Source organism: Alloiococcus otitis ATCC 51267, assembly GCF_000315445.1.
GTDB classification, from domain to species: Bacteria; Bacillota; Bacilli; order Lactobacillales; family Carnobacteriaceae_A; genus Alloiococcus; species Alloiococcus otitis.
On the sequence record NZ_JH992961.1, the window covers coordinates 1 to 20,994 of the forward strand.

Here is a 20,994-nt window from a genome sequence, read left to right on the forward strand (position 1 = left end):
ATTCAGCTAATTAGCTAAAATCGAAAAGCTTATAATGACGGGGTTTTTCAAGCTATTTAAACCTATTTAAATTACCGTTTTTAAATGGAAGGGTCAGTGGGCTAAGGTGTCGTAAACCTTGATAAATCAATGTTTAACTTGGAAAGTCAATAATTTTAACATGCTTTTTCACATGGTTTGACTCTTTCTCGTTTAAGCTATTTAATTTATCAGCGGCTAATCGCTCTCTGTTTCCAGAAATGTGAGTGTAGATGTCGGACGTCGTTTTAATATTCTTGTGTCTTAATCGATGTTGAGCATCTTTAAGACTCACACCTAGCTCGTGCAGCATAGTAGCTTGCGAGTGGCGAAATCCGTGTGGTGATATATAATGAAGGCCTAGTTTTTCTAGGTCTTTTTTATTTTGTCTCCAAAATACTTTTAACCAATCGTTACTGCTACCAACTAATGACTTATTGCCTTGTAGTTAATCCGTTAATTATTAGTCTATAACACCCTGAATTGTTTGAATATTTACATAAACATTACAAAAATTATCTTGTTTTTTTAAAATTATGAAGTAATATAGTAATATATTAAGGAGGTTTTATTATGAAGAAAAGTTTTATCTCAAAAGTTGTTGTTGGTTCTTCCTTGCTAGGAGCATTCGGTTTAGGCATTGTTGCGGAAGCCGGGCAAACTTACACTAATTATAGCACTACTGTTGGAAGACTAAATGGAAGTGGCTATACAAGCTATCAGACTAAATCTGTTTCCGGTCAGAAAGCCGATGTATATTTAGCAAATAACGGTGGGTACAAAGTGGATGTTCGGACTAATTCACGAGATGGTTCTAGTGGTGAATGGTCCCGAGGATTAACGGCTGGAAGTAGAAGACAATTGACTAATGGGCATAATAAAGGAAGTAAAGTTCGTCTTCATTTTAGCAATAATATTACCACGCGAGTTAATACACAGGCACAAGGCAATTGGCGTTCCAATTAAATACTTATTCTAATATGTATTAAAAATATTTTAAGGTGAAGTGCTAACTAGCCTTCACCTTTTAATTTAGGTGATTTTAATGAAGAAAATAATAAAAGAAGATCTAAACCAAGCTATTTTTACTAGACTCGGACTGATGGTTCTAGCTCTTGTCCTTATACCCATACTTTATAATTTAATCCGGATCAATGATTTCAATTTAGTGAGTCCACTCCAATATTTTGAATTTAATATTTCCCTATTTCTGCCTTTTCTCTTTCCCTTATTTGCGATTTTGATTTTTGCCCAACCTTTTTCCCATGAATTTTCCAACCATTACCTCCTCTATACTCGGACAAGAATAGACTTGAAAGATTATATAAATGGGAAATTAATCAGTAATGCTAGCTTGGTCTTTTTGGGATTTTTCCTGGTTGTGATAGCCTTGTTTGTGTTTTCAGTCTATATTGAACCCCAGCTAGGTCTAATAAACTATAGGCCTGAACTGGTGGTTGATTCAGTAGAAGAACTGGCAACATTTGACCAAGAGCTTTTCACTTTTTCACAACTTATTGCTAGCAGTCCCTGGCTCTTCGCTTTTGTGTATGCTGGTTGGGTGGCTTTGAATGCAGTTGCTTATTCCAGTTGGGCCATCCTTTGCCTACTATTAATTCCCAATATTTTTATCGCCCTGTCTATTCCATTTTTGTTCTACCATATTGCATCGTTTATCATTGCCCTGGTCGGTTTTCCGGAGTTTCTATTTGATGCCAGTATCTTCCCCTTCAACGTTGTTCAGCAAAATATAATGACCATTCTCCTACCTTTCTCGGTCATTATTATTCTCAATATCCTTACCTACCTTCTATTCCTCAAAAGAGACCGGGAAGGGAAACTGGTATAGACATGAAAGATTTTATAAAGAATCAAGTAAAATTAATCTTGTCCTTGGCCCTTATCCTAGTTTTTTACATCTATTCCTTATCTATTCACCAAGACCTACTGGGCCGGGCAGGATCAGTGTCCAATTTGAATTTTTGGGATATGGCTCTGTCATTACTGAGTGACCCTTATTTGTTTATCTATTTTACCCTTCCCATTTTTCTCTTTATTTGTGTTTACCAGGTGGAGACGAATTTTGACTATGGTTTGATTATCCGTTTTAAAAGCTATACTGCTTGGATCTTTTACACCTTGCATGAATTGGCAGGCTATATTTTTACCTATTTTGCCTTAATGGGGCTTACCCTTGCCTTAGTTTTAGTGACTGGTCCTTATTCACTCAGCTTGGCTTGGAGTCCCTTTAGCCAGGTCAGTGTGAATAATGGTTTGAACCTGGATATCCTTCCTTCCTTAATGTCAACCGGTTTGAGTCCCTTGTTAGCTGGCCTAATCCAGCTGGCCTATAGCTTGGTCTTTTCCCTTCTATTGGCCTTGTTGGTCACGACAATTTACCTAGTAAGTCAGAGGAAGTCCATCCTTATTGGGGCTAGCATTTTCATCTTTCTCTATGCGGCGACTTCTTTCCAATTCTTGCCTGAAGAATTATCCTTTTTGTCATTAGCCTCTTATGCCAAGTTCTACCATGGCTTTATGGCATTTAAATCAATCTTCACTCCCCTCATCCTGATGGGTGGGTTGGCATTAGCCCTATTACTTGGCCAGGCTTTTTTCCGTCAATCTTCCATTTTAGTAGACCAGTTAAAAAGTGCTCTGCCTTACCTGATATATACAACCTTAGTCTTCTTAGGCTTGTCTTCCACCTTACTTGAATATGATGGTATGGGTCAGACCGTGGGGGATTTTATTTTTTTAAAATTTTACGGTGTTGCTAGCACAGGCTTTTCCCTCTTGTCACTACTTTATTATCTTATTGTATTTTTAGGCTTTGCTTACTTCTTTCAAGTATACTTGAATGACTTTGTCAGCCAACAATTAACCTACTACCTGATCCGCTACAAGAGTTACAGGGCCTGGTTTCATTCCCTTATGATTCGCTTGAGTATAGTCATCTTAGGCTTCCTGTTAGGACTCGGTTTACTAGCTAGCTTACTTGGTCTGGTTAAAGGCTATCAATTTTCCTTCCAGGTTAGGCTGGAGACAGTCAGTCTTACCACCCTTGAATTAGTCATCCATTTCCTTTTGAATGGTTTCCTGCAATTACTCAACTATGCCCTGATTCTCCTGATCGTAACCTGGCTGGTCCAGGAAGCAATCTACGGCTTATTAGGCTTAGGGACTTTTATGGTCTTAATGTTGCCGAGTATCAATATGAGCCAGGTCTTACCGATGGGCCTTAACAGCTTTGGACTTTTAGACCAGGTTAGCTTGCTTGGCCTGACCTTCCGCCTGGTCCTCTACCTTGTTCTTGAGTACGGCCTGGTCCGACTCTTATTTAAGCAATTCAATTCCGGATTAGTGAGGTTAAAAAGATGAGTATTATAGAATTATCCAATGTCAGCAAGAGTTTAAATGGTATTCCTTTGTTTGCCAATGTCAATTTAAAGGTTGAAAAAGGCGAAATATACGGAATAAGGGGACACAATGGGTCTGGGAAGTCAGTTCTATTTAAAATCATGTGTGGGTTTATGAAGCCTGACTCAGGCCTGGTCAAAATTAACCACCATTATAAGAATGAAAAAGATGACTTTCCTGAAAAGTTCGGTGTCTTGATTGACCAACCTGGCTACAAGGCTAACCAGACTGGCTTTGACAACTTAAAATCCCTGGCCGCTATCAATGACCTGATTTCTGACCAGGACATCCGCCAGGCCATGGAGAGGGTTGGCTTGAACCCAGACATCAAGCAAAAAATGCGCAACTATTCCTTAGGGATGAAGCAGAAGGTGGGGATAGTCCAGGCCTTCATGGAGGGGCAAGAAGTCTTGCTTTTGGATGAGCCCTTTAACGCCTTGGATGTCGCTAGTGTCAACCAGGTTAGGGACTTAATCCTTGGTTTCAAAAAGGAAGGGAAGACAGTTGTTCTCACCAGCCACAACCAGGAAGACTTAGACCTTTTGTGCGACCAGCAATATTTAATCAACCAAGAAAGCTTGGAAAGAATAAAATAGGGCAAGGTAGAATAGACCAGGCTAGGCTTTTGACAAGCTTAGCCTGGTTTTGCTTGGGCTTATGTCTGGATACATATTATTAATAAAATTAATAAATAGACTAAAAAGTTTGTTCAGTTCATAAAATTGTGTGAGCATAACTTGTGCAAAGAAGATATAATAATGATATGATATTAATAGTTAGAAGTAATATAAGCTTATATTTGTGTAATATCATTATGGAGGTATGTGAAAACATGAAAATTGTCGCCTTGTTTACCAAAGATGAGAATTCACAATATGACAACCAACTATTAAGTGAAGCAAATGCTCTTGGTTTGAAAGACTTCTTAGATGAAGACGATGAATTAGTAACAGTTGAAAGCAATGAAGAATTAGACGACCACTTAGAAGATGTGGAAGTGATCATTAGTTCACCCTTCCTACCCCTTTATGTCACCAGAGAACGGATCGAAAAGGCACCCAAGCTTAAACTATCCATTACTGCTGGAGTGGGGTCAGACCACGTGGACTTAAAGGCTGCTGATGAACATGATATTGCAGTGGTAGAAGTGACCGGGTCCAACCAGGTTTCAACCGCTGAACATGCAGTTTTGAACATTACTGTCTTAGTCCGGAACTTCCAAGAAGGGAACCGCCAAGCCCGAGAAGGGGAGTGGGACCTGTCTAAATTAGGGAACCGGGCCCAAGACTTGGAAGGCAAAAAAGTTGGTATTATGGGATACGGCCTTATTGGTCAGATGGTGGCTGAAAGACTGGCTCCGTTTGGTGTCGAAATCCAACACTACGACCCAGCCAAGGATGAAGATAGTGAGTATTCCAAAGCCGTTTCCTTTGATGAGTTGATCGAAAGCTCCGATATTATCTCTATCCACACTCCATTGACTGAGTCAACAGAAGGCCTGTTTGACAAGGAAATCTTCCAGAAAATGAAAAATTCTGCCCACTTAGTCAATGTGTCACGGGGAGCCATCGTCAATACTGAAGACTTGAAAGAAGCCTTAGAAAATGATGTCATAGCCGGTTATGGTGGAGATGTTTGGTACCCACAACCAGCACCAAGTGACCACCCTTGGAGAAGTCTACCAGAAACAAGAAACTCCATGACCCCACACTACGGTGGCATGACCATCGATGCCCAAAAACGTATCCAGGATGGGGTCCATGAATTATTGACTAATTACAAAAATGGAGAAGAATTTGACCCTAAACATGTCATCGTCGGACCTGAGGGCTTAAGTGACTCCTACACTGTCGAATAATTTTGAAGGAAATACCTATGGGATGGCAAACATCCCTGTTTAAAAAAGCGAACCCGATCAAAATTAATTTTTGATCGGGTTCGCTGCATTTATTAAAGAACTAAACACGGACATAAAACCAAGGAAATATAAATCAAAAAACGATTCACAATTGTATCGGAATAGGGCACTATTCTTTTTTTGTTTTCTTACCTTTAAGCAATTCAAGTAGATCTTTTAAACGAGAATCGATTCGAATGATTTTGTATAGGGCATAGACGGCAAATAGTTTAAATAGAAGGTCTAAAAAAGAGAATAAAAAGACAAAGAGGGTATGATCTGCGGTATTAGGCAACATGGTCCTTCCTCCCACTATATATGCGTTTATTATATTATACACTATAAAACCTGTTAATAGAATTATTATATGAAACAAAATCACTTTCATTATCAGCTTCCATAGTCTAGAAAAATTAAGTGTTCTACCTTCTAATACCTTCAAAAGCTTAGCAAGAATCTAGGTTTTTGTTAGAAGTTTTGATCAAATTAACGTATAGTAGAAGTAGAGCCAAAATTTCAAAATAGAAATGGGAGGATTCTATGACAGTAGAAACAGTCGGCGTTAGTTTTTTAATCTTGGGGGTGTTTTTACTTATTGGCAAGGCTATCCGCTACAAGGTCTCTTGGATTAGTAATTTATTCCTACCAAGTTCGATTGTGGGTGGCTTCCTTGCCTTGATTGTCGGGCCGGGCATCTTAGGTCCTGTGTTAAACCAATTCGTTAGTCCGGATTCGTTTTTTGCGAATGGTTTGATTCCAGATTCCATCTTAGAAGTTTGGTCCGCCTTACCAAGTATGTTTATTACGATTATATTTGCTTCTATCTTTTTAGGTGATTCAGTCCCAAGTATTCGGAAAATTTGGAAGATAGCCAGTCCACAAATTCTGATGGGACATGCAGTTTCTTGGGGTCAGTATGTAATTGGTATGTTATTGACTGTTCTTGTTTTAACCCCATTTTTTGGGATGAACCCTCTATCGGGTGCCTTAATTGAGATAGCTTTTGTTGGGGGTCACGGGACAGCAGCTGGTTTGTCCAATACCTTTAATGACCTAGGATTTCCGGAGGGGCTGACTTGGCCCTAGGACTGGCAACCATTGGGGTTTTGACTGGAGTAATAGTTGGGATATTCCTGATAAATTACATGCAACGTAAAGGACAAGCCCAATATGTCGATGCAGAAGCGACCGATGAACGACGTGAGCAAATAGGGGAATCCCATGGTTTGGATACCGAACCTGATGTCATTGAAGCCAAGGCCATTGAACCCTTAGCCTTTCACTTCGCTCTGATAGCGGTTGCCATTATTGGAGGCTACTTGATCCTGCAAGTTTTGATCTTTCTTGAAACCCTTATCAGGGGTGAGGATGCAGAAATGATTTTCTTCTCACTTGTACCTTCATTTCCAATTGCTATGATTGCTGGGATGTTGATCCAGATGGTTGCCAACAAACTCGGTTTTGCCAATTATATTGACCGTAATATTATCAATAAGATTTCTGGTTTTGCCCTCGATGTCCTCTTGGTGTCATCCTTAGCTACCCTGTCATTGGACGTCATCGGTAGTAACTTTATTCCAATTATCTTATTGTCCCTTATTGCCATTGCCTTCAATATTTTTGCCGTCTTATACCTAGCCCCACGTCTCATCCCCGACTACTGGTTTGAACGAGCCATGGGAGACTTTGGCCAGGCAACAGGGATGGCCGCAACGGGTATCTTATTAATGAAGGTAGTCGACCCCCAAGGCCAAACCCCAGCCATGGAAGGTTTTTCCTACAAGCAGATTCTATTTGAGCCCTTTGTAGGTGGTGGCTTAGTCACTTCGGCCTCAATGCCGCTTATTTTAGCCCTTGGACCGGTCACCTTCCTCATTATCTCCATCGTCATGTTTGTCATATTCCTAATAATTGGCTTTACCAACTTCAGACGCTTAAAAGGCAGCTAGTATTTACAACATTTAGTCAATCACGGTGAACCATAGCTAAGGCAAAAACCACTAGAAGTAAGGCATTGCCCTTGCTTCTTTTTTATTTTAATTTTTTGTCAAGGACGGCAGCCATTTTTTATTGAATAGCCAGCTTAGTAGAGTTTGGACAAGAAGGGGATAAAGGACTAAAAGCGGTAAAAGTTTATTTTTACTGATAAAAATGATTGTTTCAATAATGATTTTTTCTATATACAAGTTCATTTTAATAGTATTCATTCTTCTATTAGATTTTTTGATAAAATTAGTGTATATTAGGAGTGTACCTAAATTTTAAAACAGAAATGGGAGGATTCTATGACAGTAGAAACAGTGGGCGTTAGCTTTTTGATTCTGGGGGTATTCTTACTTATCGGAAAGGCTATTCGCTACAAGGTGTCTTGGATCAGTAACCTCTTCTTACCGAGTTCCATTGTAGGGGGCTTTCTTGCCTTGATCGTCGGCCCGGGAGTACTCGGACCTTTATTGAACCGGTTTGTTAGCCCGGACTCATTCTTTGCTAACGGCCTGATCCCGGATTCGATCCTAGAAGTTTGGTCTGCCTTGCCAAGTATGTTTATTAATATTATATTTGCATCTATCTTTTTGGGTAATGCAGTCCCTAGCGTCAAAAAAATATGGAAAATTGCCAGTCCTCAAATCTTAATGGGGCACGCAGTCTCCTGGGGTCAATACGTGATTGGGATGCTGTTGACCATCCTAGTTTTAACTCCTTTTTTCGGGATGAACCCCTTGGCAGGGGCTTTAATCGAGATTACCTTCGTCGGGGGTCACGGGACGGCTGCCGGGATGGCCAATACCTTCTATGACTTGGGCTTTCCAGAAGGGGCAGATTTGTCACTAGGGCTAGCTACCATTGGTGTCTTGACCGGGGTAATCGTTGGGATATTCTTGATTAATTACATGCAGCGTAAGGGACAAGCTAAGTATGTCGACGCGGAGGCAACCGACCAACGACGCGAGCAAATAGGGGAGTCCCATGGTTTGGATACTGAGCCAGAGGTCATTGAAGCCAAAGCCATTGAACCCCTGGCCTTCCACTTTGCTTTGATAGCCGCGGCCATTATCGGGGGTTACCTCATCCTCCAGGCCTTGATCTTTTTGGAAACCCTGATAAGGGGAGAGGATGCTGATATGATTTTCTTCTCACTGGTTCCTTCTTTCCCTATTGCTATGATTGCCGGTATGTTGATCCAGATGATTGCCAACAAACTTGGCTTTGCCAACTATATTGACCGAAGTATTATTAATAAGATTTCCGGTTTTGCCTTGGACATTTTATTGGTATCCTCTTTAGCCACCTTGTCTCTCGACGTTATTGGTAATAACTTGATTCCATTTGTTTTACTATCACTTGTGGCTATTATCTTCAATATCATTGCTGTCATGTTCCTCGCTCCCCGGCTCATCCCTGACTACTGGTTCGAGCGAGCCATGGGGGACTTTGGCCAAGCCACTGGGATGGCAGCAACGGGTATCTTATTAATGAAGATAGCAGACCCCCAAGGGCAAACGCCAGCCATAGAAGGTTTTTCCTACAAGCAGATTTTGTTTGAGCCCTTCTGTGGTGGTGGACTGGTCACCTCAGCTTCCATGCCATTGATCTTAGCCTTTGGACCTGTCGCATTCTTAGTCATATCGATTGTTATGTTTGCCATATTCTTAATCCTTGGCTTTGCCAACTTTAAACGTTTGAAGCAGGCTTAATAAAATCAAAAAAAGCGCCTCAATTGGGGCGTTTTTAATCTATATTTAATTAAAATTTAAACAAAAATAATATTGTACTACTGTAACATATGTTGTAGAATTACTTAAATCAAATTAGTCGTTAAAATACTTTTTGGAGCAGTTGTAGATTTAATAAAAACGGACAAATAAACAACCAGCAATTATGTCAAACTTCACTGAACATTGAAACCGTTTTATTTGCTTGAATCTAATGCTTGTAAGGGATGGTGTAAAAGGGTATGAATAGATTAGTTTTGAAGATTAAGACCGTTAAAGAAGACTTCCATATCATAAGTTACTATTTGAATCCTCAAAGGTATAAGAATGGAGATAGAAAGAAATTTCTAGAATACACTTTTTTATAGTTAATTTTGAAAGGAAGATACTGATGAAAAACAGAAAGTTACTAACAAGGCTTGTATCTATTTTAATGTTAATACTGATAATATCAATTAATTCACCTGTGAATGCTGAAGTATTAAAGCCTGCTGAAGGAGGGACGCCAGCTTTAGAAGAGGAAAATCAATACGATGGTATTGCAGTTAGAACAGCTCAAGGTAAAAATTTAAAGATTCCTGGAGGGAAAGGTACTCTCACCTCAAATGCATGGCGCTCGACTAGAGAGAGTTCTGTTGGAAATACCTATCAGTGGGATTATCAAGTTTCAGCTGTTTACAGTGGAAACAAAAAAGTAGAAAGTATTAAAACTTCTTGGTACGGAAAAGCTTCGCTAAGAAATTCAGCTTCTATAAATCTCGGACTTAGTAATTCAGGCGCAACTGTTGGAGCAAGTTCAAGTTGGAAAAATACGACTACTCCAGTGAAATATTGGGAAAATACTAATGGTTCAAAAAGTTCGGATTATAGGAGTAATTTAATAGTAAGTCCAAGTAAAGATTATCGTTCAAATACAATAAGTTTAATGAATACCGCTAGAGTGAAACTAAAAGGCGATCCCAAACCCTATGTTGTTTCATCTGGGGTATAAGCACACGATGTATAGGACTCGATTAATCGGGTCCTATCTTTTTTTATAATGAAAGAGAGTGACTAAGATGAAAAAAATTGGCTATATTATCTGTTTCATGGTCTTTATTCTGGCAGGATGCAGCAAAACTATCGGAAAAAATGAAGAAGTCTTCTATAATCCCTATATTCAGAACTTGATCACCTATAATGGCCAATCAAAAGAAGTAGAACTGTGGGATCCAGCCGACAACCAATTGCAGTACCCTACTGGGGAAGCGGATGTATATGTTGATGGAAATTCGCAAACAAACGAATTTATTTTAATGAAAATAGATAAATCGGAAATAACTGAGCTTTATGATTTTCCTAAAAATGAAGGGGTTTTCCCAATTGGTGAAAAAGATGGGACTATTTACTTTGTCCATTCCTTCTACCAAGAAGATGGGAAAGAATATCTCGATAAAAGAACTCTGTCAGCTCTAGACCTAAATACGAAAGAAGTAACCGATTATACCAATGCAGAGGGGCTAATCGACTACGGTGTAGTGGGCGATGAAGCGATTTATTATACTGTTTACGATGATGACCAAGACTTGTATTCCTTAATGAAGATAAACTACAGTGATACGAGCCAAAGTCCAGAGACTATAAAAACAGGATTGCAGGACGGCATAGTCCTACTAGACGGCCAAGAATTGTATTATTCAGATGGTAAAAAACTGATTTCTGACAACCATGAATTTAAAAAAGAATCGGTCAACTTTTTTTACCAAGGGTCACTCTTTCAATTTTATTTAAATGAAGAAGGTAGCTTGAGTCTTAAAATGACAAACCCGAAAGATGACAGTGTTTACAGTGAAGAAGATATTGAAGGCATTCGTTTGGAAGATGACCAGGTTAAAATCTGCAAGCCAGGGCAAGTGATCAACCATGACTTATAAAGTAACACTAAAAAATTTAACAAAGAAGTTCGGTTCTCGCGTGATTTTAAGGGATTTAAACCTCAAATTTGACAAAGACCATATTTACCTGATTACAGGCAAAAATGGTTGTGGCAAGTCAACCTTGCTCAACATATTATCCAAATATGATACAGATTATGAAGGAGACTATGAGTCGAATGGGCTTAGGATTGCCTATTTATTGCAAGATGATTTGTTATTTAGAAATTTAACCGTTGAGGACAACTTGAACCTGCAAATTATGGCAGAAGGAAAAGAGCCTGATCCTACCATGATTAAGATTCTAGCAGGCAAGTTGGGTTTGTTAGACCTTCTTGACCGTAATGTTTCACAATTATCGGGAGGAGAAAAGAAAAAAGTTGCGATAGGGCAATTAATATTAAAAGAGGCTGACCTGGTTCTATTGGACGAGCCGACTGCCAATATTCAAAAAGAATACGCCCAGGATCTAATCGATTTTATCTATGAAGAATTTAAAGGAAAAATTCTGGTCATCGCTTCCCATGATAAATTAAAGGAACCCAGGGATAGAGAAATGATAAAAATAAAATTGGAAGATGGGATGGCCTATTATGGAATATAAAATATCAAAGATGATAGCCAATAAGAAAAAATATATATTCCATATTATCATGGCCATCTTTATCCTGATTTCTGTCACCATTTCCATTGTAGCTTCCTTTGCTTTGTACCAGTATGATACCGCCAAGCAAAACTTTGTTGATAATCAATTTGCCAAAACTATTGAAATATCCTCTTACAATGAAGCAGGCAACCAGGTTAGAAAATTAAATGACAATGATATTGACAAGCTAGAAGAACTTCTGGATTCAAGCTATGAGAGTTATGAAATTACCGCTGAACACCTTATTCCCTTTGGGGTTCAGACAGCTAGTGGGGACGTGGTTTTTGTTAAGTCTTTTTCGGGTGACTTCTTCCTGAATGATTTAGTGACAGACAATCATTTAATGACCAAGAAAAAGGATAACAATTCGACTTTGACTCTTAGCCTCCCCGTCATAAAGACTGAGAATGGAGGCTATAGCTCCGACCAATCGATTAACCGGGAATACGACTTAGACCCTATCGAAGAAAGTTCTTTATTAAGCAATTACATCAAAGAAGACGAGCTTATTGCGTCTGAAGCAACTTTTAAAGAAATACTGGATACGATGTTTCCAGAGGAAGAATATGTCGATATTGAAAAATTGTATATTACTGTTAATTCTGTTGAAGATGTCAGGAATGTAGCAGCTAGATTATCAAGTAATGACTATAATGTAAGCCATGCTTTTGAATACTATGATGATTTAGAGACCAGTATAAGCAGATTAATCACTTTAAGTGTGCTAGTATTAGCTATCTTACTCATCTTTACGATTTGTTTCTTGACCGGATTATTTGAACTAATGTTGAAGAATTCCGTGGGGGATATCGCCATCTTGAAACATCTTGGGTACTCAAAAAGAAGGATCGGCAAGATTTACCTCTATCCAATGGTCGTCAGAAGTATTATTGCCTTTGTTATTATTGGTATAATTAATACCATTTTATACCTATTTGACATTATAAATACTTTCCAAAGTTTGATCATTTTCCAGCTTGTGATCAGCTTGGTGTGTGTCATTGCATTGGGAATTATGTTCATGAGAATTAGAAACTATGCAAGTAAAAATATCCTTTCACTAGTTAAAATCTACAAGGTAGAAGAGTGACAGGAAGTAGATTTTGCACTGTTATTGGAATGGATCTGTGGTGTTATTGAAACTTTAGTCATAGTCACCTAGTTTGGGGACAATATCTTGCTTGGTCAAAATTGACCGAATCGTTTGATATAGCTATTATCCACTGGGAGGGAACTGTCATAGTTACCTCTTTTTCTATTAATTGTTATCGTTTAGCTAGTTTTAAGCGAAATAGGCTAATTTAGGTATAAAGAAAGCTCTCCTAATGATTTCCAAACTCCTTTTCATCTGGCAATCGTCATGTCAGCAATAAGGTTAAGATCGTGCTATAGTAGGGGTAGGAGGTAATAACTTATGTATAATGCAAATGGTGACAACCCCCAGCAGGGCTTTCAATGGGGACCCTTTTTACTGGGGATCTTGTACTTAGTTTTAGGGATTTTAGCCTTTAACAACCCTGTCATTTCGATTGTTTCTATTGCCTATGTCTTTGCTATTGGAGCTATTATTATTGGTTTATTTCAAATATTTGCCCGCCGCCGGATTAAACAGTTTTCGACTTACGATTCAACTGCCCTAGTGGTTCTAGGCGTCATCGATATTATTATCGGGGTTATTTTCTTTATTAATATTGCAACCGCCATCTTTGCCATCCACTTTCTTTTTGCCTTTTGGTTGATCATTGATTCAATTGGTGCTTTGGTTTCAGCTGGCCCAATTAAAGACTATTCCAAGGCTCAATATTGGTTAACTATTGTGGTCGCTATTATTGGTCTTGTCATTGGGATTGTTTTGATTTTTAACCCGGCAACTTCTTTCTTAACCATTGCCTTGTTGATCGGTATTTTCTTTACCCTGTTTGGCATCTTGAATATTGTCTATGCCTTTTAAAATGTTTAAAGCCCAAAAGCAACTTTTTTCCAAGAGGAGGCAGTTATGAAATTCGGAAAGAAGAGCCAACTTCCTTTCTTTTTAATCCTTAGTCTGACCTTAGTGGCTTGCGGAAATGCCAACAATCCTGAAGAAGACCCAGAACTGGAAGAGGCCAATTCAGAACCAGAAATAAGCCAGGAAGTCCCCATCCAAATTAGGGTCCAAGTCGATGGCCAGGACCAAGCAGACCTAAGTAAAAGCCTAGAACTTGAAGAAGAAGCAAGCTTAAGGGAAGTCATGGATGAGTACTACCAGATTAAAGAAGAAAATGGCTACCTTGTTGAATTAGAAGGAATTGAACATGATCCTAGTAAGGACAAGTACTGGCTATTTTATGTGAACGATGAACTAGCTGAGTTCACCATGGATGAGTATATGCTTGACGCAAACGATCAGATTGATTGGCGATTAGAATAAAACCACAAACATAAACGCGAAAGGTCAAAAAAACTGCCCTTGTCTTTAGACAGAGGGCAGTTCATTTCATATTGACTTGTTCTACTTATTGTTCTAAAGCTTGAACAATACTTCTATTGAAGGCAGGAAGGTCATCTGGAGTCCGGCTAGTGATTAAGCCAGAATCATCAATGACGACTTCTTGGTCGATGAAGTTACCGCCAGCATTGCTGACATCAACGCCAACTTGCTTAACAGCGGTGGCGTCTTTGCCTTTTAAGACGTCAGCGTTAACCAAGAGTTGAGGTCCGTGGCAAATGGTAAAGATAGGTTTTTGTTGGTCAGCAAAATGACGGACAAAGTCGGTGAAACGTTGGTCTCCTCGTAATTTATCTGGAGAATAGCCTCCAGGAATTAAGAGGGCATCATAATCAGCTGGATTGACATCATCAATGCCTTCATCCAGTTGGCAAGTTTTTTCATCTGTCTTACCCTTAATTTCACGTCCAGCTTGGTCACCGATTGCCACAACTTGGTGACCAGCTTCTTCTAAGGCTTGCTTGGGTGAGAAAAATTCAGAGTCTTCAAATAAGTCGGTAATTAGGGTAGCAACTTTTGCCATAATTGTGTCCTCCTTTACAATTCATACTAATCATAACAAATTTAGCAAGACTTGCAAGAATTTCACTTCATATCTACTAAAATACGGTCAGCGACAAGCGGGCAGGGCTTCACATCTTTGGCTAGAATCGCTCCAGCTTGCTGGAGATTAGAGCACTAGTATTTGCTTGGAAGGATAGGTAGGTTAGTGGAGTAGGTAGGCAAAGGGGAACAACTAATTCGCTTCAAGCTTAGGTTCACCTTTATTTTTATTTTGGAAAGGATAGCGGATGCCTAAGATGTGTTTGGCAATGCGGGAGGTGTGGTCTGATATCCGCTCCAAGTTAGCGACCAGGTCAATAAAGAGGACACTGTCGGACGGCTTGCCTTCGCCTTTATTGAGGTGGTTTAGGTATTCATTCCGTAATTCATCTTCCAGAATATCAATAGCAGCTTCCCGCTCAAGGACTTGGTTGGCTCCAGCTTCATCATTGTCTTGGTAAGATTTTAAGGCTTGTTCGATATTGTCGCTCACCATGGTGAAGAGTTTTTCCACTTTTTCATTGTATAAAATGTCTTCAGGTTTTTTATTTTTGTCCTTGTATTTAGGGTAGATGTCATGGATAATCTGGGCAATGCTTTGGGAGTGGTCCCCAATCCGTTCAATATACTTGGTGACTTCAGTCATCTTGTTGTAATCTTGAGAATACTGGTCGGGCATGTCTTTGACTGACAAAAGCATTAAGAATTCGGTGATTTTCCCGTCAATGTGGTCCACAATGTCTTCAATCTGCATGACCTTATCGTGGTGGTCATCTTTTTTTGAATGGTAGTACTTGTAAGTATATTCAAATTCTTTGGCAGCAAACTTCCCAATCTGACCAATTTCTTTTTTGACCTGGCCAAAAGCTATGATAGGGGAGGACTTGATCAAGGACCGGTCCATGTAAGATTCGTATTTAGGCAGGTCATCATCTGATCCTGGCACTATTTTACTGACCAACTTGGCAATTTGTGGGATGAACCAGATCAGGATGAGAACTGCAACTAGGTTAAAAATCCCGTGGGCAAAGGCAATTTGCATTTCTGGACTCAAGCTGAATTGTTCAGCTAGGTATTCGATTAGGGCTAAGTAGGGGTTGAAGACTAGCATGACAAAGATAGTGGCAATAACGTTAAAGATAACGTGGGCAGCGGAAGCTCTTTTAGCTGACAAACTGGCCCCGATGGCAGCTAGGACTGCGGTGATGGTCGTCCCGATATTGGTTCCAAAAACGAGGGGTAGGGCAGCAGACAGTTCCATGCTCCCTTGAGCATACATACTCTGGACGATCCCAGTGGTTGCTGAAGATGATTGCATCAACATGGTAACCACTGTCCCAGCCAAGACACCTAGGAGGGGGTTGGATGAAAAGCTCAGCATGAGATTGTTAAAGAAGGGCATAGACTGTAGGGGCTCAAGACCAGAACTCATTAATTCCAATCCGTAAAAGAGGGCCCCAAAGCCAAAGACAGTCTCACCTATGTAGTTAATCCGGTCTTTTTTGAAGAAAAAGATGAGGAAAGCACCGACTGCGATAATCGGTAAGGCTAACTCGCCAATATCCAAACCGATGATAAAGGCGGTAATGGTCGTCCCAATGTTGGCACCCATGATAATTCCAATGGCTTGCTGTAGACTCATAAAGCCGGCATTAACTAATCCAATGGCTAAAACGGTGGTCCCTGAAGAACTTTGAATTAAAACGGTGACTGCTACTCCGGCTAAAACAGCTCGAATGGGGGTAGAGGTAAACTTGTTTAGGATACTTCTTAAATTATCACCGGCAGATTGTTTGAGCCCATCGCCCATAAATTGTAGGCCGAAAAGAAAGATCCCTAGTCCACCCAGAAACTGGAACAACATGTCTTGCACTTCCATTTATACCTCCTATGTTTGTTTCGAACAATAACGTTAACAATCTTACAAGCCTATTTTATCGGACAAAGGAGGAAAAATAAACGGATATCCCATGGTTTATTATGATAATTTATTGATAAATAAGCGGTCAAGATAAAGCAAGGACAAATTGATATAGAAAATTTAGCAAGAAATTGATAAGATAGGAGTATAGAATTTAGAGGAGTCAATGCCATGATCATATTCCTAATTGCCCTAACTATCTTAATATTGGCAACTTTGATCAGTATTATTTACATAGAAGACTTGGTTGACCGCGACTATTATAAGCCCTTTGTCTACCAAACAGCTAGCTTAGACTTGGAAGCCTTTCATGACTTCTACCAGCAAAAGGGCAATATCTTTCAATCTTACGCCAGGGAAAAATTTGACGGTCCGGGTGTTTATGTGATCTACAACCACAGCCAGGACAAGTATTATTTTGGCCAAGGGGACCGGGTGATTGACAGCATTTATGACCGGCTGACCGATGAAGCTGACCAAGAAATTCACCAGGCCATCTCTAATTTTGATGACCTCTATGTTAAGATGATGCTCTTGAGTCAAACGTCCTATGACCAAATTGATGATCTCTTGGCTGTCACCAAGGGAGAGTTTACAAGATAGTTGAGGAGAGGAAGTTAGGTTTCTAGCTTCCTTGCTTTTACTTTAACCTGGTTTTGATTAAACAAGGAGATGGAACATGTTTCAAATATTACAAAAATTAGGCTGGTTTTTTAAACTCAAACGCAAGACTTACGGGATAGCGGTCCTCTGTTTGATCTTAGTGGCGATTGCAACAGCTATTACACCTATGATTATTGGGAATATTATCGACCAAATGACTGCAGGGACATTAACCGTACAAAACTTAGTCATTCAGATTGCTATTATTTTCTTTCTAGCTATTTTAATGTATGGCTTGCGCTATGTTTGGCGGGCTCTGGTCTTTACCAACTCGACCCATCTAGAAGCTATCATGCGTAACCGACTCTTTGACCATTTTACCAAGATGGATAGTCAGTTTTTCCAAGACTTTCGGACTGGAGACTTGATGGCCCATGCAACCAATGACTTGGCCGCCCTTAAATTTGTAGCTGGTGGCGGGATCCTAACCCTGGCCGACTCCTTTGCAGTCGGGGTCACCACCTTGGCCAGTATGGTCTTGTTTGTTGACTGGCGCTTGACCCTCTTTACCATCGTTCCCTTTCCATTCCTTATGCTAATTGGACGGAACTTAGGGGTTATTATCAACCGCCGTTACCGCAAGGCCTTGGAGTCCTTCTCCCAAATGAATGACCATGTCCAAGAAAGTATTGCCGGCATGCGGGCCATTAAGGCTTTTGGGGAAGAAGATAGCGATTTTGAAAATTTTTCGGAAGATATTGATGAAGTTATTTCTACCAACAAGGCGGTTAACAAGGTCGATGCCCTGTACAGCCCGGCGATTGAAATGATCACCCAGTCTGCCTTTATCCTGACCCTTATATTTGGGACCTATTATGTCATTTCAGGCCGGATTACCATTGGGGACCTTGTCGCTTACTTCTCCTACCTGTCCATGATGACCTGGCCCCTCCTTGGTCTAGGTCGCTTGGCCAACACACTAGAGCGGGGAAATGTCTCCTATGCCCGAATCATCGAACTCTTGTCCATTAAATCGAGTATTAATGAAGCCTATAAACCAGTTGACCAGGCCTTGGGCGGGGACATTGATTTTGATATCAAGTCTTTTAAGTACCAGGACAGCGACGACCGGCCAGCATTGAAGAATGTTCAATTCCACTTGAAGGCTGGCCAAACCCTCGGCTTAGTTGGAAAGACAGGTTCTGGGAAAAGTACCATTTTTAAACTCCTCATGCGGGACTATGACCACTACGATGGCCAGATCACCTATGATGGCATTGATATCAGGGATTACGCCACCGATACCCTGGCCCAAGGGATTGGTTACGTGTCTCAAGAGCCTTTCTTATTTTCCAAATCGATTTTAGACAATGTCCGCTTTGGGGCACCGGACACCCCTAAAGAAAAGGTGGACTACTATACCAAGTTAGCCAATGTCTATGAAGATAACCTGGACACCCCCCAAGGTTTTCAAACCCAGGTGGGAGAGAAGGGTGTTGCCTTATCTGGTGGGCAAAAACAAAGAATTTCCATCGCCCGTGCCCTAACAATTGAACCGGAATTTTTATACTTGGATGACTCTCTGTCAGCAGTGGATGCCAATACAGAACACCAGATTTTACAAAACTTCAAGACCTTAAGGAAAAACCAAACCAATATCATTTCTGCTCACCGGATTTCGTCAGTTATTCATGCTGACTTAATCTTAGTGATTGACGATGGCGAATTGATTGACAAGGGAAGCCACCAAGAACTCTTGGAAAGAAATGAATGGTACCGGTCCATGTACGAAAAACAACAATTGCAACTAGAAGTAGAAGAAGGAGGCGGTGACCATGAGTGAAGATAGACGACTTTCCTTTCCGATCAAGGTCAACTTCCAGGTCCTCTGGCGCTTGCTCAATTTCGCCAAACCTTTTTGGAAAGTGTTTGCCCTAGCCGTCATCATGATGGTTTTGGGGTCAGCTGTAGCAGCTTCCTTGCCGATCATCATCCAACAATACATTGACCAATACCTGGTAACCGCTTCTGTGACCTGGACCATTACCCTTCGTTATGTCCTCTTTTACCTAGTCTTGGTGGTTAGCCGTGGACTCTTGACCTACTATTCAAACTATTTATTTATGAACTCATATGAAATGTCAGTAGCCAATTTGCGTCGCCAAGTTTACGGCAAGGTCACCCGACTAGCCATGCGGTATTTTGACCAAACCCCTAATGGGTCGATCGTGTCACGGATTACCAATGACACGGAAACCATTAAGGAATTTTGGGCTGTCTTCTTGGAATTTGCTGATGGCCTCTTTAACGCCGTAGCTATTGCCATTGCCATGTTTACCCTGGACGCCCAGTTTGCTATGATTTTTGTGGCAACTATCCCCATTATTATCTTGTTGATGTATGTTTACCAAAAGTATTCGACTGTTATATATGGTCGGATGCGGGAAGCCTTGTCCATGGTGAACACTGAGCTTAGTGAATCAATTTCTGGTATGGATACTATCCAGCACTTCAACCAAGAAGAACGGAAGAAAGAAGAGTTCGATGAAGTTAACCAAAAATATGTTGATGCCAGAATCCGTATGTTTAAAATGAATGCTGTATTACTCATGCCGGCTATAAGCTTTATTGAATCCATGGTCTTAGTGGTCTTGTTATCTGTTTTCGGCTACCAATTTTTCAACAACTTTGCCGTCAATGTCGGGGTTATTTATGCCTTTACTTCCTATACTCGGGCCTTCTACCGCCCAATCGGGAACATGATCAACAGCTTGTCTATCTATCAAGATGGGATCGTCTCCGGTTACCGGGTTATCCGCCTTCTTGACCGGACTGACTTAGCACCAACAGCTGGCGACCAGGCCCAGGGGGAGATTACAGATGGACATATTAAACTTTCTCATGTTACTTTCTCCTATGACGGGGAGCGGGATGTCTTAAAAGATATCAATATCGAAGCCAAGCCCGGCCAAACCATTGCCCTAGTTGGTCAGACTGGGTCAGGCAAGAGCTCGATTATCAACCTCCTCATGCGCTTTTATGAATTCAACCAGGGCGAGATTACCATTGACGGTCAGTCTATCCGTGATATCAAAGATGAAGAACTGAGAGAAAAAATTGGCCTGGTCCTACAAGATAGTTTCTTATTCTATGGGAATATCAAGGATAATATTGCTATGTTTGGGGATTTCAGCGACCACGAGATCCGCCAGGCAGCTGAATTTGTCAATGCTGACAAGATCATCAACCAGCTCGATGGCAACTACCAGGCCCGGGTCATTGAAGGAGGAGCAGCCTTCTCAACTGGTGAGAAGCAACTTTTAAGTTTTGCCCGGACCATCTTGCGCCAACCGAAAATCCTTATCTTGGATGAGGCGACGGCCAATATTGACACTGAAACAGAAGAAATCATCCAGCATGGTCTCCAGCAAATCCGGCGGGGGCGGACCACCATCATGATCGCCCACCGCCTGTCCACCATTAAGGATGCCGACCAAATTTATGTCTTGCGGCATGGGGAAATTATTGAGCAAGGCAAGCACGAAGACCTGATCCGCCAGCAGGGGACTTACTACAAGATGTACCAGTTGCAAACTTCTGACCAGTAAATTTATACTCACTAGCCCAGTAAGTGAAGTCAGCCTGTATCAGCTAAAGGGATCTTCATTTTATAGTACTATAGGGTCAAAAAGACCAGGGGAAGCCTGGTCTTTTTATATCGGCTATGTAAGGGCTTATTTAAATCATTTTGTGTCTGTTAAGATGAAAATTAGATAAATGAATAGACTGTTAAATGTTTTAGTGGTATAGTAAGTTCTAAATAAATCTATAT

General features: G+C 40.5%; 20 protein-coding genes and 1 pseudogene. 17 read left to right on the forward strand and 4 right to left on the reverse strand.

All coding sequences use genetic code 11. From position 1 onward, the window contains the following. Positions 1–133: 133 nt before the first annotated feature. Positions 134–403: pseudogene (locus tag HMPREF9698_RS08700) on the reverse strand (tyrosine-type recombinase/integrase); the annotation flags it as partial. A gap of 188 nt (positions 404–591) precedes the next feature. Here HMPREF9698_RS08700 and HMPREF9698_RS06875 point away from each other — a divergent pair. The 5 genes from HMPREF9698_RS06875 to HMPREF9698_RS06895 all read left to right on the forward strand — a co-directional run bounded on the left by HMPREF9698_RS06875 (position 592) and on the right by HMPREF9698_RS06895 (position 5,296). Beyond that, positions 592–984: a hypothetical protein gene (locus tag HMPREF9698_RS06875; RefSeq protein WP_003778678.1), complete on the forward strand. Its 393-nt coding sequence runs from the start codon at positions 592–594 to the stop codon at positions 982–984. A 79-nt stretch (positions 985–1,063) separates the two neighbouring features. Further along, on the forward strand, positions 1,064–1,867 hold the full coding sequence (locus tag HMPREF9698_RS06880; protein ID WP_003778680.1) for a hypothetical protein: 804 nt from the start codon (positions 1,064–1,066) through the stop codon (positions 1,865–1,867). 2 nt (positions 1,868–1,869) lie between these two features. Beyond that, positions 1,870–3,399, forward strand: a complete 1,530-nt coding sequence (locus tag HMPREF9698_RS06885) for a hypothetical protein (protein WP_003778681.1) — start codon at positions 1,870–1,872, stop codon at positions 3,397–3,399. Further along, positions 3,396–4,034: an ABC transporter ATP-binding protein gene (locus tag HMPREF9698_RS06890; protein ID WP_003778683.1), complete on the forward strand. Its 639-nt coding sequence runs from the start codon at positions 3,396–3,398 to the stop codon at positions 4,032–4,034. The genes HMPREF9698_RS06885 and HMPREF9698_RS06890 overlap by 4 nt, the downstream gene beginning before the upstream one ends. A gap of 236 nt (positions 4,035–4,270) precedes the next feature. Continuing rightward, a complete protein-coding gene (locus tag HMPREF9698_RS06895) occupies positions 4,271–5,296 on the forward strand; it encodes an NAD-dependent formate dehydrogenase (protein ID WP_003778685.1) in 1,026 nt (341 codons plus the stop codon). Between the two features lie 169 nt (positions 5,297–5,465). Here the strand turns inward: HMPREF9698_RS06895 and HMPREF9698_RS06900 are convergent, their stop codons facing one another. Continuing rightward, on the reverse strand, positions 5,466–5,633 hold the full coding sequence (locus tag HMPREF9698_RS06900) for a hypothetical protein (protein ID WP_003778687.1): 168 nt from the start codon (positions 5,631–5,633) through the stop codon (positions 5,466–5,468). 242 nt (positions 5,634–5,875) lie between these two features. Here HMPREF9698_RS06900 and HMPREF9698_RS09085 point away from each other — a divergent pair, with 242 nt between their 5' ends. From HMPREF9698_RS09085 to HMPREF9698_RS06940, 9 genes are all read left to right on the forward strand, one after another. Next, positions 5,876–6,421, forward strand: a complete 546-nt coding sequence (locus HMPREF9698_RS09085; protein WP_003778689.1) for a sodium/glutamate symporter — start codon at positions 5,876–5,878, stop codon at positions 6,419–6,421. After that, positions 6,412–7,284, forward strand: coding sequence for a sodium/glutamate symporter family protein (locus HMPREF9698_RS09090; protein WP_003778690.1), 873 nt, complete (start codon positions 6,412–6,414; stop codon positions 7,282–7,284). Before HMPREF9698_RS09085 ends, HMPREF9698_RS09090 begins: the two co-directional genes overlap by 10 nt. A 336-nt stretch (positions 7,285–7,620) precedes the next feature. Next, positions 7,621–9,030, forward strand: coding sequence for a sodium/glutamate symporter (locus HMPREF9698_RS06910; RefSeq protein WP_003778692.1), 1,410 nt, complete (start codon positions 7,621–7,623; stop codon positions 9,028–9,030). Between the two features lie 409 nt (positions 9,031–9,439). Next, positions 9,440–10,039 (forward strand): hypothetical protein, encoded by a 600-nt coding sequence (locus HMPREF9698_RS06915; RefSeq protein WP_003778694.1) that lies wholly within the window; start codon positions 9,440–9,442, stop codon positions 10,037–10,039. A gap of 67 nt (positions 10,040–10,106) precedes the next feature. Next, positions 10,107–10,961 (forward strand): hypothetical protein, encoded by an 855-nt coding sequence (locus tag HMPREF9698_RS06920; protein ID WP_003778696.1) that lies wholly within the window; start codon positions 10,107–10,109, stop codon positions 10,959–10,961. Then, positions 10,951–11,565, forward strand: coding sequence for an ABC transporter ATP-binding protein (locus HMPREF9698_RS06925; RefSeq protein ID WP_003778698.1), 615 nt, complete (start codon positions 10,951–10,953; stop codon positions 11,563–11,565). Before HMPREF9698_RS06920 ends, HMPREF9698_RS06925 begins: the two co-directional genes overlap by 11 nt. Beyond that, on the forward strand, positions 11,555–12,697 hold the full coding sequence (locus HMPREF9698_RS06930; RefSeq protein ID WP_003778700.1) for an ABC transporter permease family protein: 1,143 nt from the start codon (positions 11,555–11,557) through the stop codon (positions 12,695–12,697). The genes HMPREF9698_RS06925 and HMPREF9698_RS06930 overlap by 11 nt, the downstream gene beginning before the upstream one ends. A gap of 324 nt (positions 12,698–13,021) precedes the next feature. Then, the gene (locus tag HMPREF9698_RS06935) at positions 13,022–13,558 is read left to right on the forward strand and encodes an HdeD family acid-resistance protein (RefSeq protein ID WP_003778703.1); all 537 of its coding nucleotides are present in this window, start codon (positions 13,022–13,024) and stop codon (positions 13,556–13,558) included. A 45-nt stretch (positions 13,559–13,603) separates the two neighbouring features. Further along, a complete protein-coding gene (locus HMPREF9698_RS06940) occupies positions 13,604–14,017 on the forward strand; it encodes a DUF4430 domain-containing protein (protein WP_003778704.1) in 414 nt (137 codons plus the stop codon). A gap of 85 nt (positions 14,018–14,102) precedes the next feature. Here HMPREF9698_RS06940 and HMPREF9698_RS06945 read toward each other — a convergent pair whose 3' ends face one another. Beyond that, complete coding sequence (locus HMPREF9698_RS06945; protein ID WP_003778707.1) at positions 14,103–14,618, reverse strand: type 1 glutamine amidotransferase domain-containing protein; 516 nt, start codon at positions 14,616–14,618, stop codon at positions 14,103–14,105. Between the two features lie 213 nt (positions 14,619–14,831). Continuing rightward, positions 14,832–16,517, reverse strand: a complete 1,686-nt coding sequence (locus HMPREF9698_RS06950; RefSeq protein ID WP_003778709.1) for a Na/Pi cotransporter family protein — start codon at positions 16,515–16,517, stop codon at positions 14,832–14,834. Between the two features lie 213 nt (positions 16,518–16,730). Between HMPREF9698_RS06950 and HMPREF9698_RS06955 the strand changes: the two genes are divergently transcribed. From HMPREF9698_RS06955 to HMPREF9698_RS06965, 3 genes are all read left to right on the forward strand, one after another. Next, the gene (locus HMPREF9698_RS06955; protein WP_003778711.1) at positions 16,731–17,162 is read left to right on the forward strand and encodes a hypothetical protein; all 432 of its coding nucleotides are present in this window, start codon (positions 16,731–16,733) and stop codon (positions 17,160–17,162) included. Between the two features lie 76 nt (positions 17,163–17,238). Beyond that, positions 17,239–19,005 carry an ABC transporter ATP-binding protein gene (locus tag HMPREF9698_RS06960; RefSeq protein WP_003778713.1) on the forward strand — a complete coding sequence of 589 codons (1,767 nt, stop codon included), beginning with the start codon at positions 17,239–17,241 and terminating at the stop codon, positions 19,003–19,005. Then, entirely contained in the window at positions 18,998–20,770 is a 1,773-nt protein-coding gene (locus HMPREF9698_RS06965) for an ABC transporter ATP-binding protein (protein ID WP_003778715.1), read from the forward strand. Before HMPREF9698_RS06960 ends, HMPREF9698_RS06965 begins: the two co-directional genes overlap by 8 nt. Positions 20,771–20,994: the final 224 nt, after the last annotated feature.

Coding starts and splice junctions, on each gene's coding strand:
- HMPREF9698_RS06875 (WP_003778678.1), top strand. CDS start 592: ATGAAGAAAAGTTTTATCTCAAAAGTTGTTGTTGGTTCTTCCTTGCTA.
- HMPREF9698_RS06880 (WP_003778680.1), top strand. CDS start 1,064: ATGAAGAAAATAATAAAAGAAGATCTAAACCAAGCTATTTTTACTAGA.
- HMPREF9698_RS06885 (WP_003778681.1), top strand. CDS start 1,870: ATGAAAGATTTTATAAAGAATCAAGTAAAATTAATCTTGTCCTTGGCC.
- HMPREF9698_RS06890 (WP_003778683.1), top strand. CDS start 3,396: ATGAGTATTATAGAATTATCCAATGTCAGCAAGAGTTTAAATGGTATT.
- HMPREF9698_RS06895 (WP_003778685.1), top strand. CDS start 4,271: ATGAAAATTGTCGCCTTGTTTACCAAAGATGAGAATTCACAATATGAC.
- HMPREF9698_RS06900 (WP_003778687.1), bottom strand. CDS start 5,633: ATGTTGCCTAATACCGCAGATCATACCCTCTTTGTCTTTTTATTCTCT.
- HMPREF9698_RS09085 (WP_003778689.1), top strand. CDS start 5,876: ATGACAGTAGAAACAGTCGGCGTTAGTTTTTTAATCTTGGGGGTGTTT.
- HMPREF9698_RS06910 (WP_003778692.1), top strand. CDS start 7,621: ATGACAGTAGAAACAGTGGGCGTTAGCTTTTTGATTCTGGGGGTATTC.
- HMPREF9698_RS06915 (WP_003778694.1), top strand. CDS start 9,440: ATGAAAAACAGAAAGTTACTAACAAGGCTTGTATCTATTTTAATGTTA.
- HMPREF9698_RS06920 (WP_003778696.1), top strand. CDS start 10,107: ATGAAAAAAATTGGCTATATTATCTGTTTCATGGTCTTTATTCTGGCA.
- HMPREF9698_RS06925 (WP_003778698.1), top strand. CDS start 10,951: ATGACTTATAAAGTAACACTAAAAAATTTAACAAAGAAGTTCGGTTCT.
- HMPREF9698_RS06930 (WP_003778700.1), top strand. CDS start 11,555: ATGGAATATAAAATATCAAAGATGATAGCCAATAAGAAAAAATATATA.
- HMPREF9698_RS06935 (WP_003778703.1), top strand. CDS start 13,022: ATGTATAATGCAAATGGTGACAACCCCCAGCAGGGCTTTCAATGGGGA.
- HMPREF9698_RS06940 (WP_003778704.1), top strand. CDS start 13,604: ATGAAATTCGGAAAGAAGAGCCAACTTCCTTTCTTTTTAATCCTTAGT.
- HMPREF9698_RS06945 (WP_003778707.1), bottom strand. CDS start 14,618: ATGGCAAAAGTTGCTACCCTAATTACCGACTTATTTGAAGACTCTGAA.
- HMPREF9698_RS06950 (WP_003778709.1), bottom strand. CDS start 16,517: ATGGAAGTGCAAGACATGTTGTTCCAGTTTCTGGGTGGACTAGGGATC.
- HMPREF9698_RS06955 (WP_003778711.1), top strand. CDS start 16,731: ATGATCATATTCCTAATTGCCCTAACTATCTTAATATTGGCAACTTTG.
- HMPREF9698_RS06960 (WP_003778713.1), top strand. CDS start 17,239: ATGTTTCAAATATTACAAAAATTAGGCTGGTTTTTTAAACTCAAACGC.
- HMPREF9698_RS06965 (WP_003778715.1), top strand. CDS start 18,998: ATGAGTGAAGATAGACGACTTTCCTTTCCGATCAAGGTCAACTTCCAG.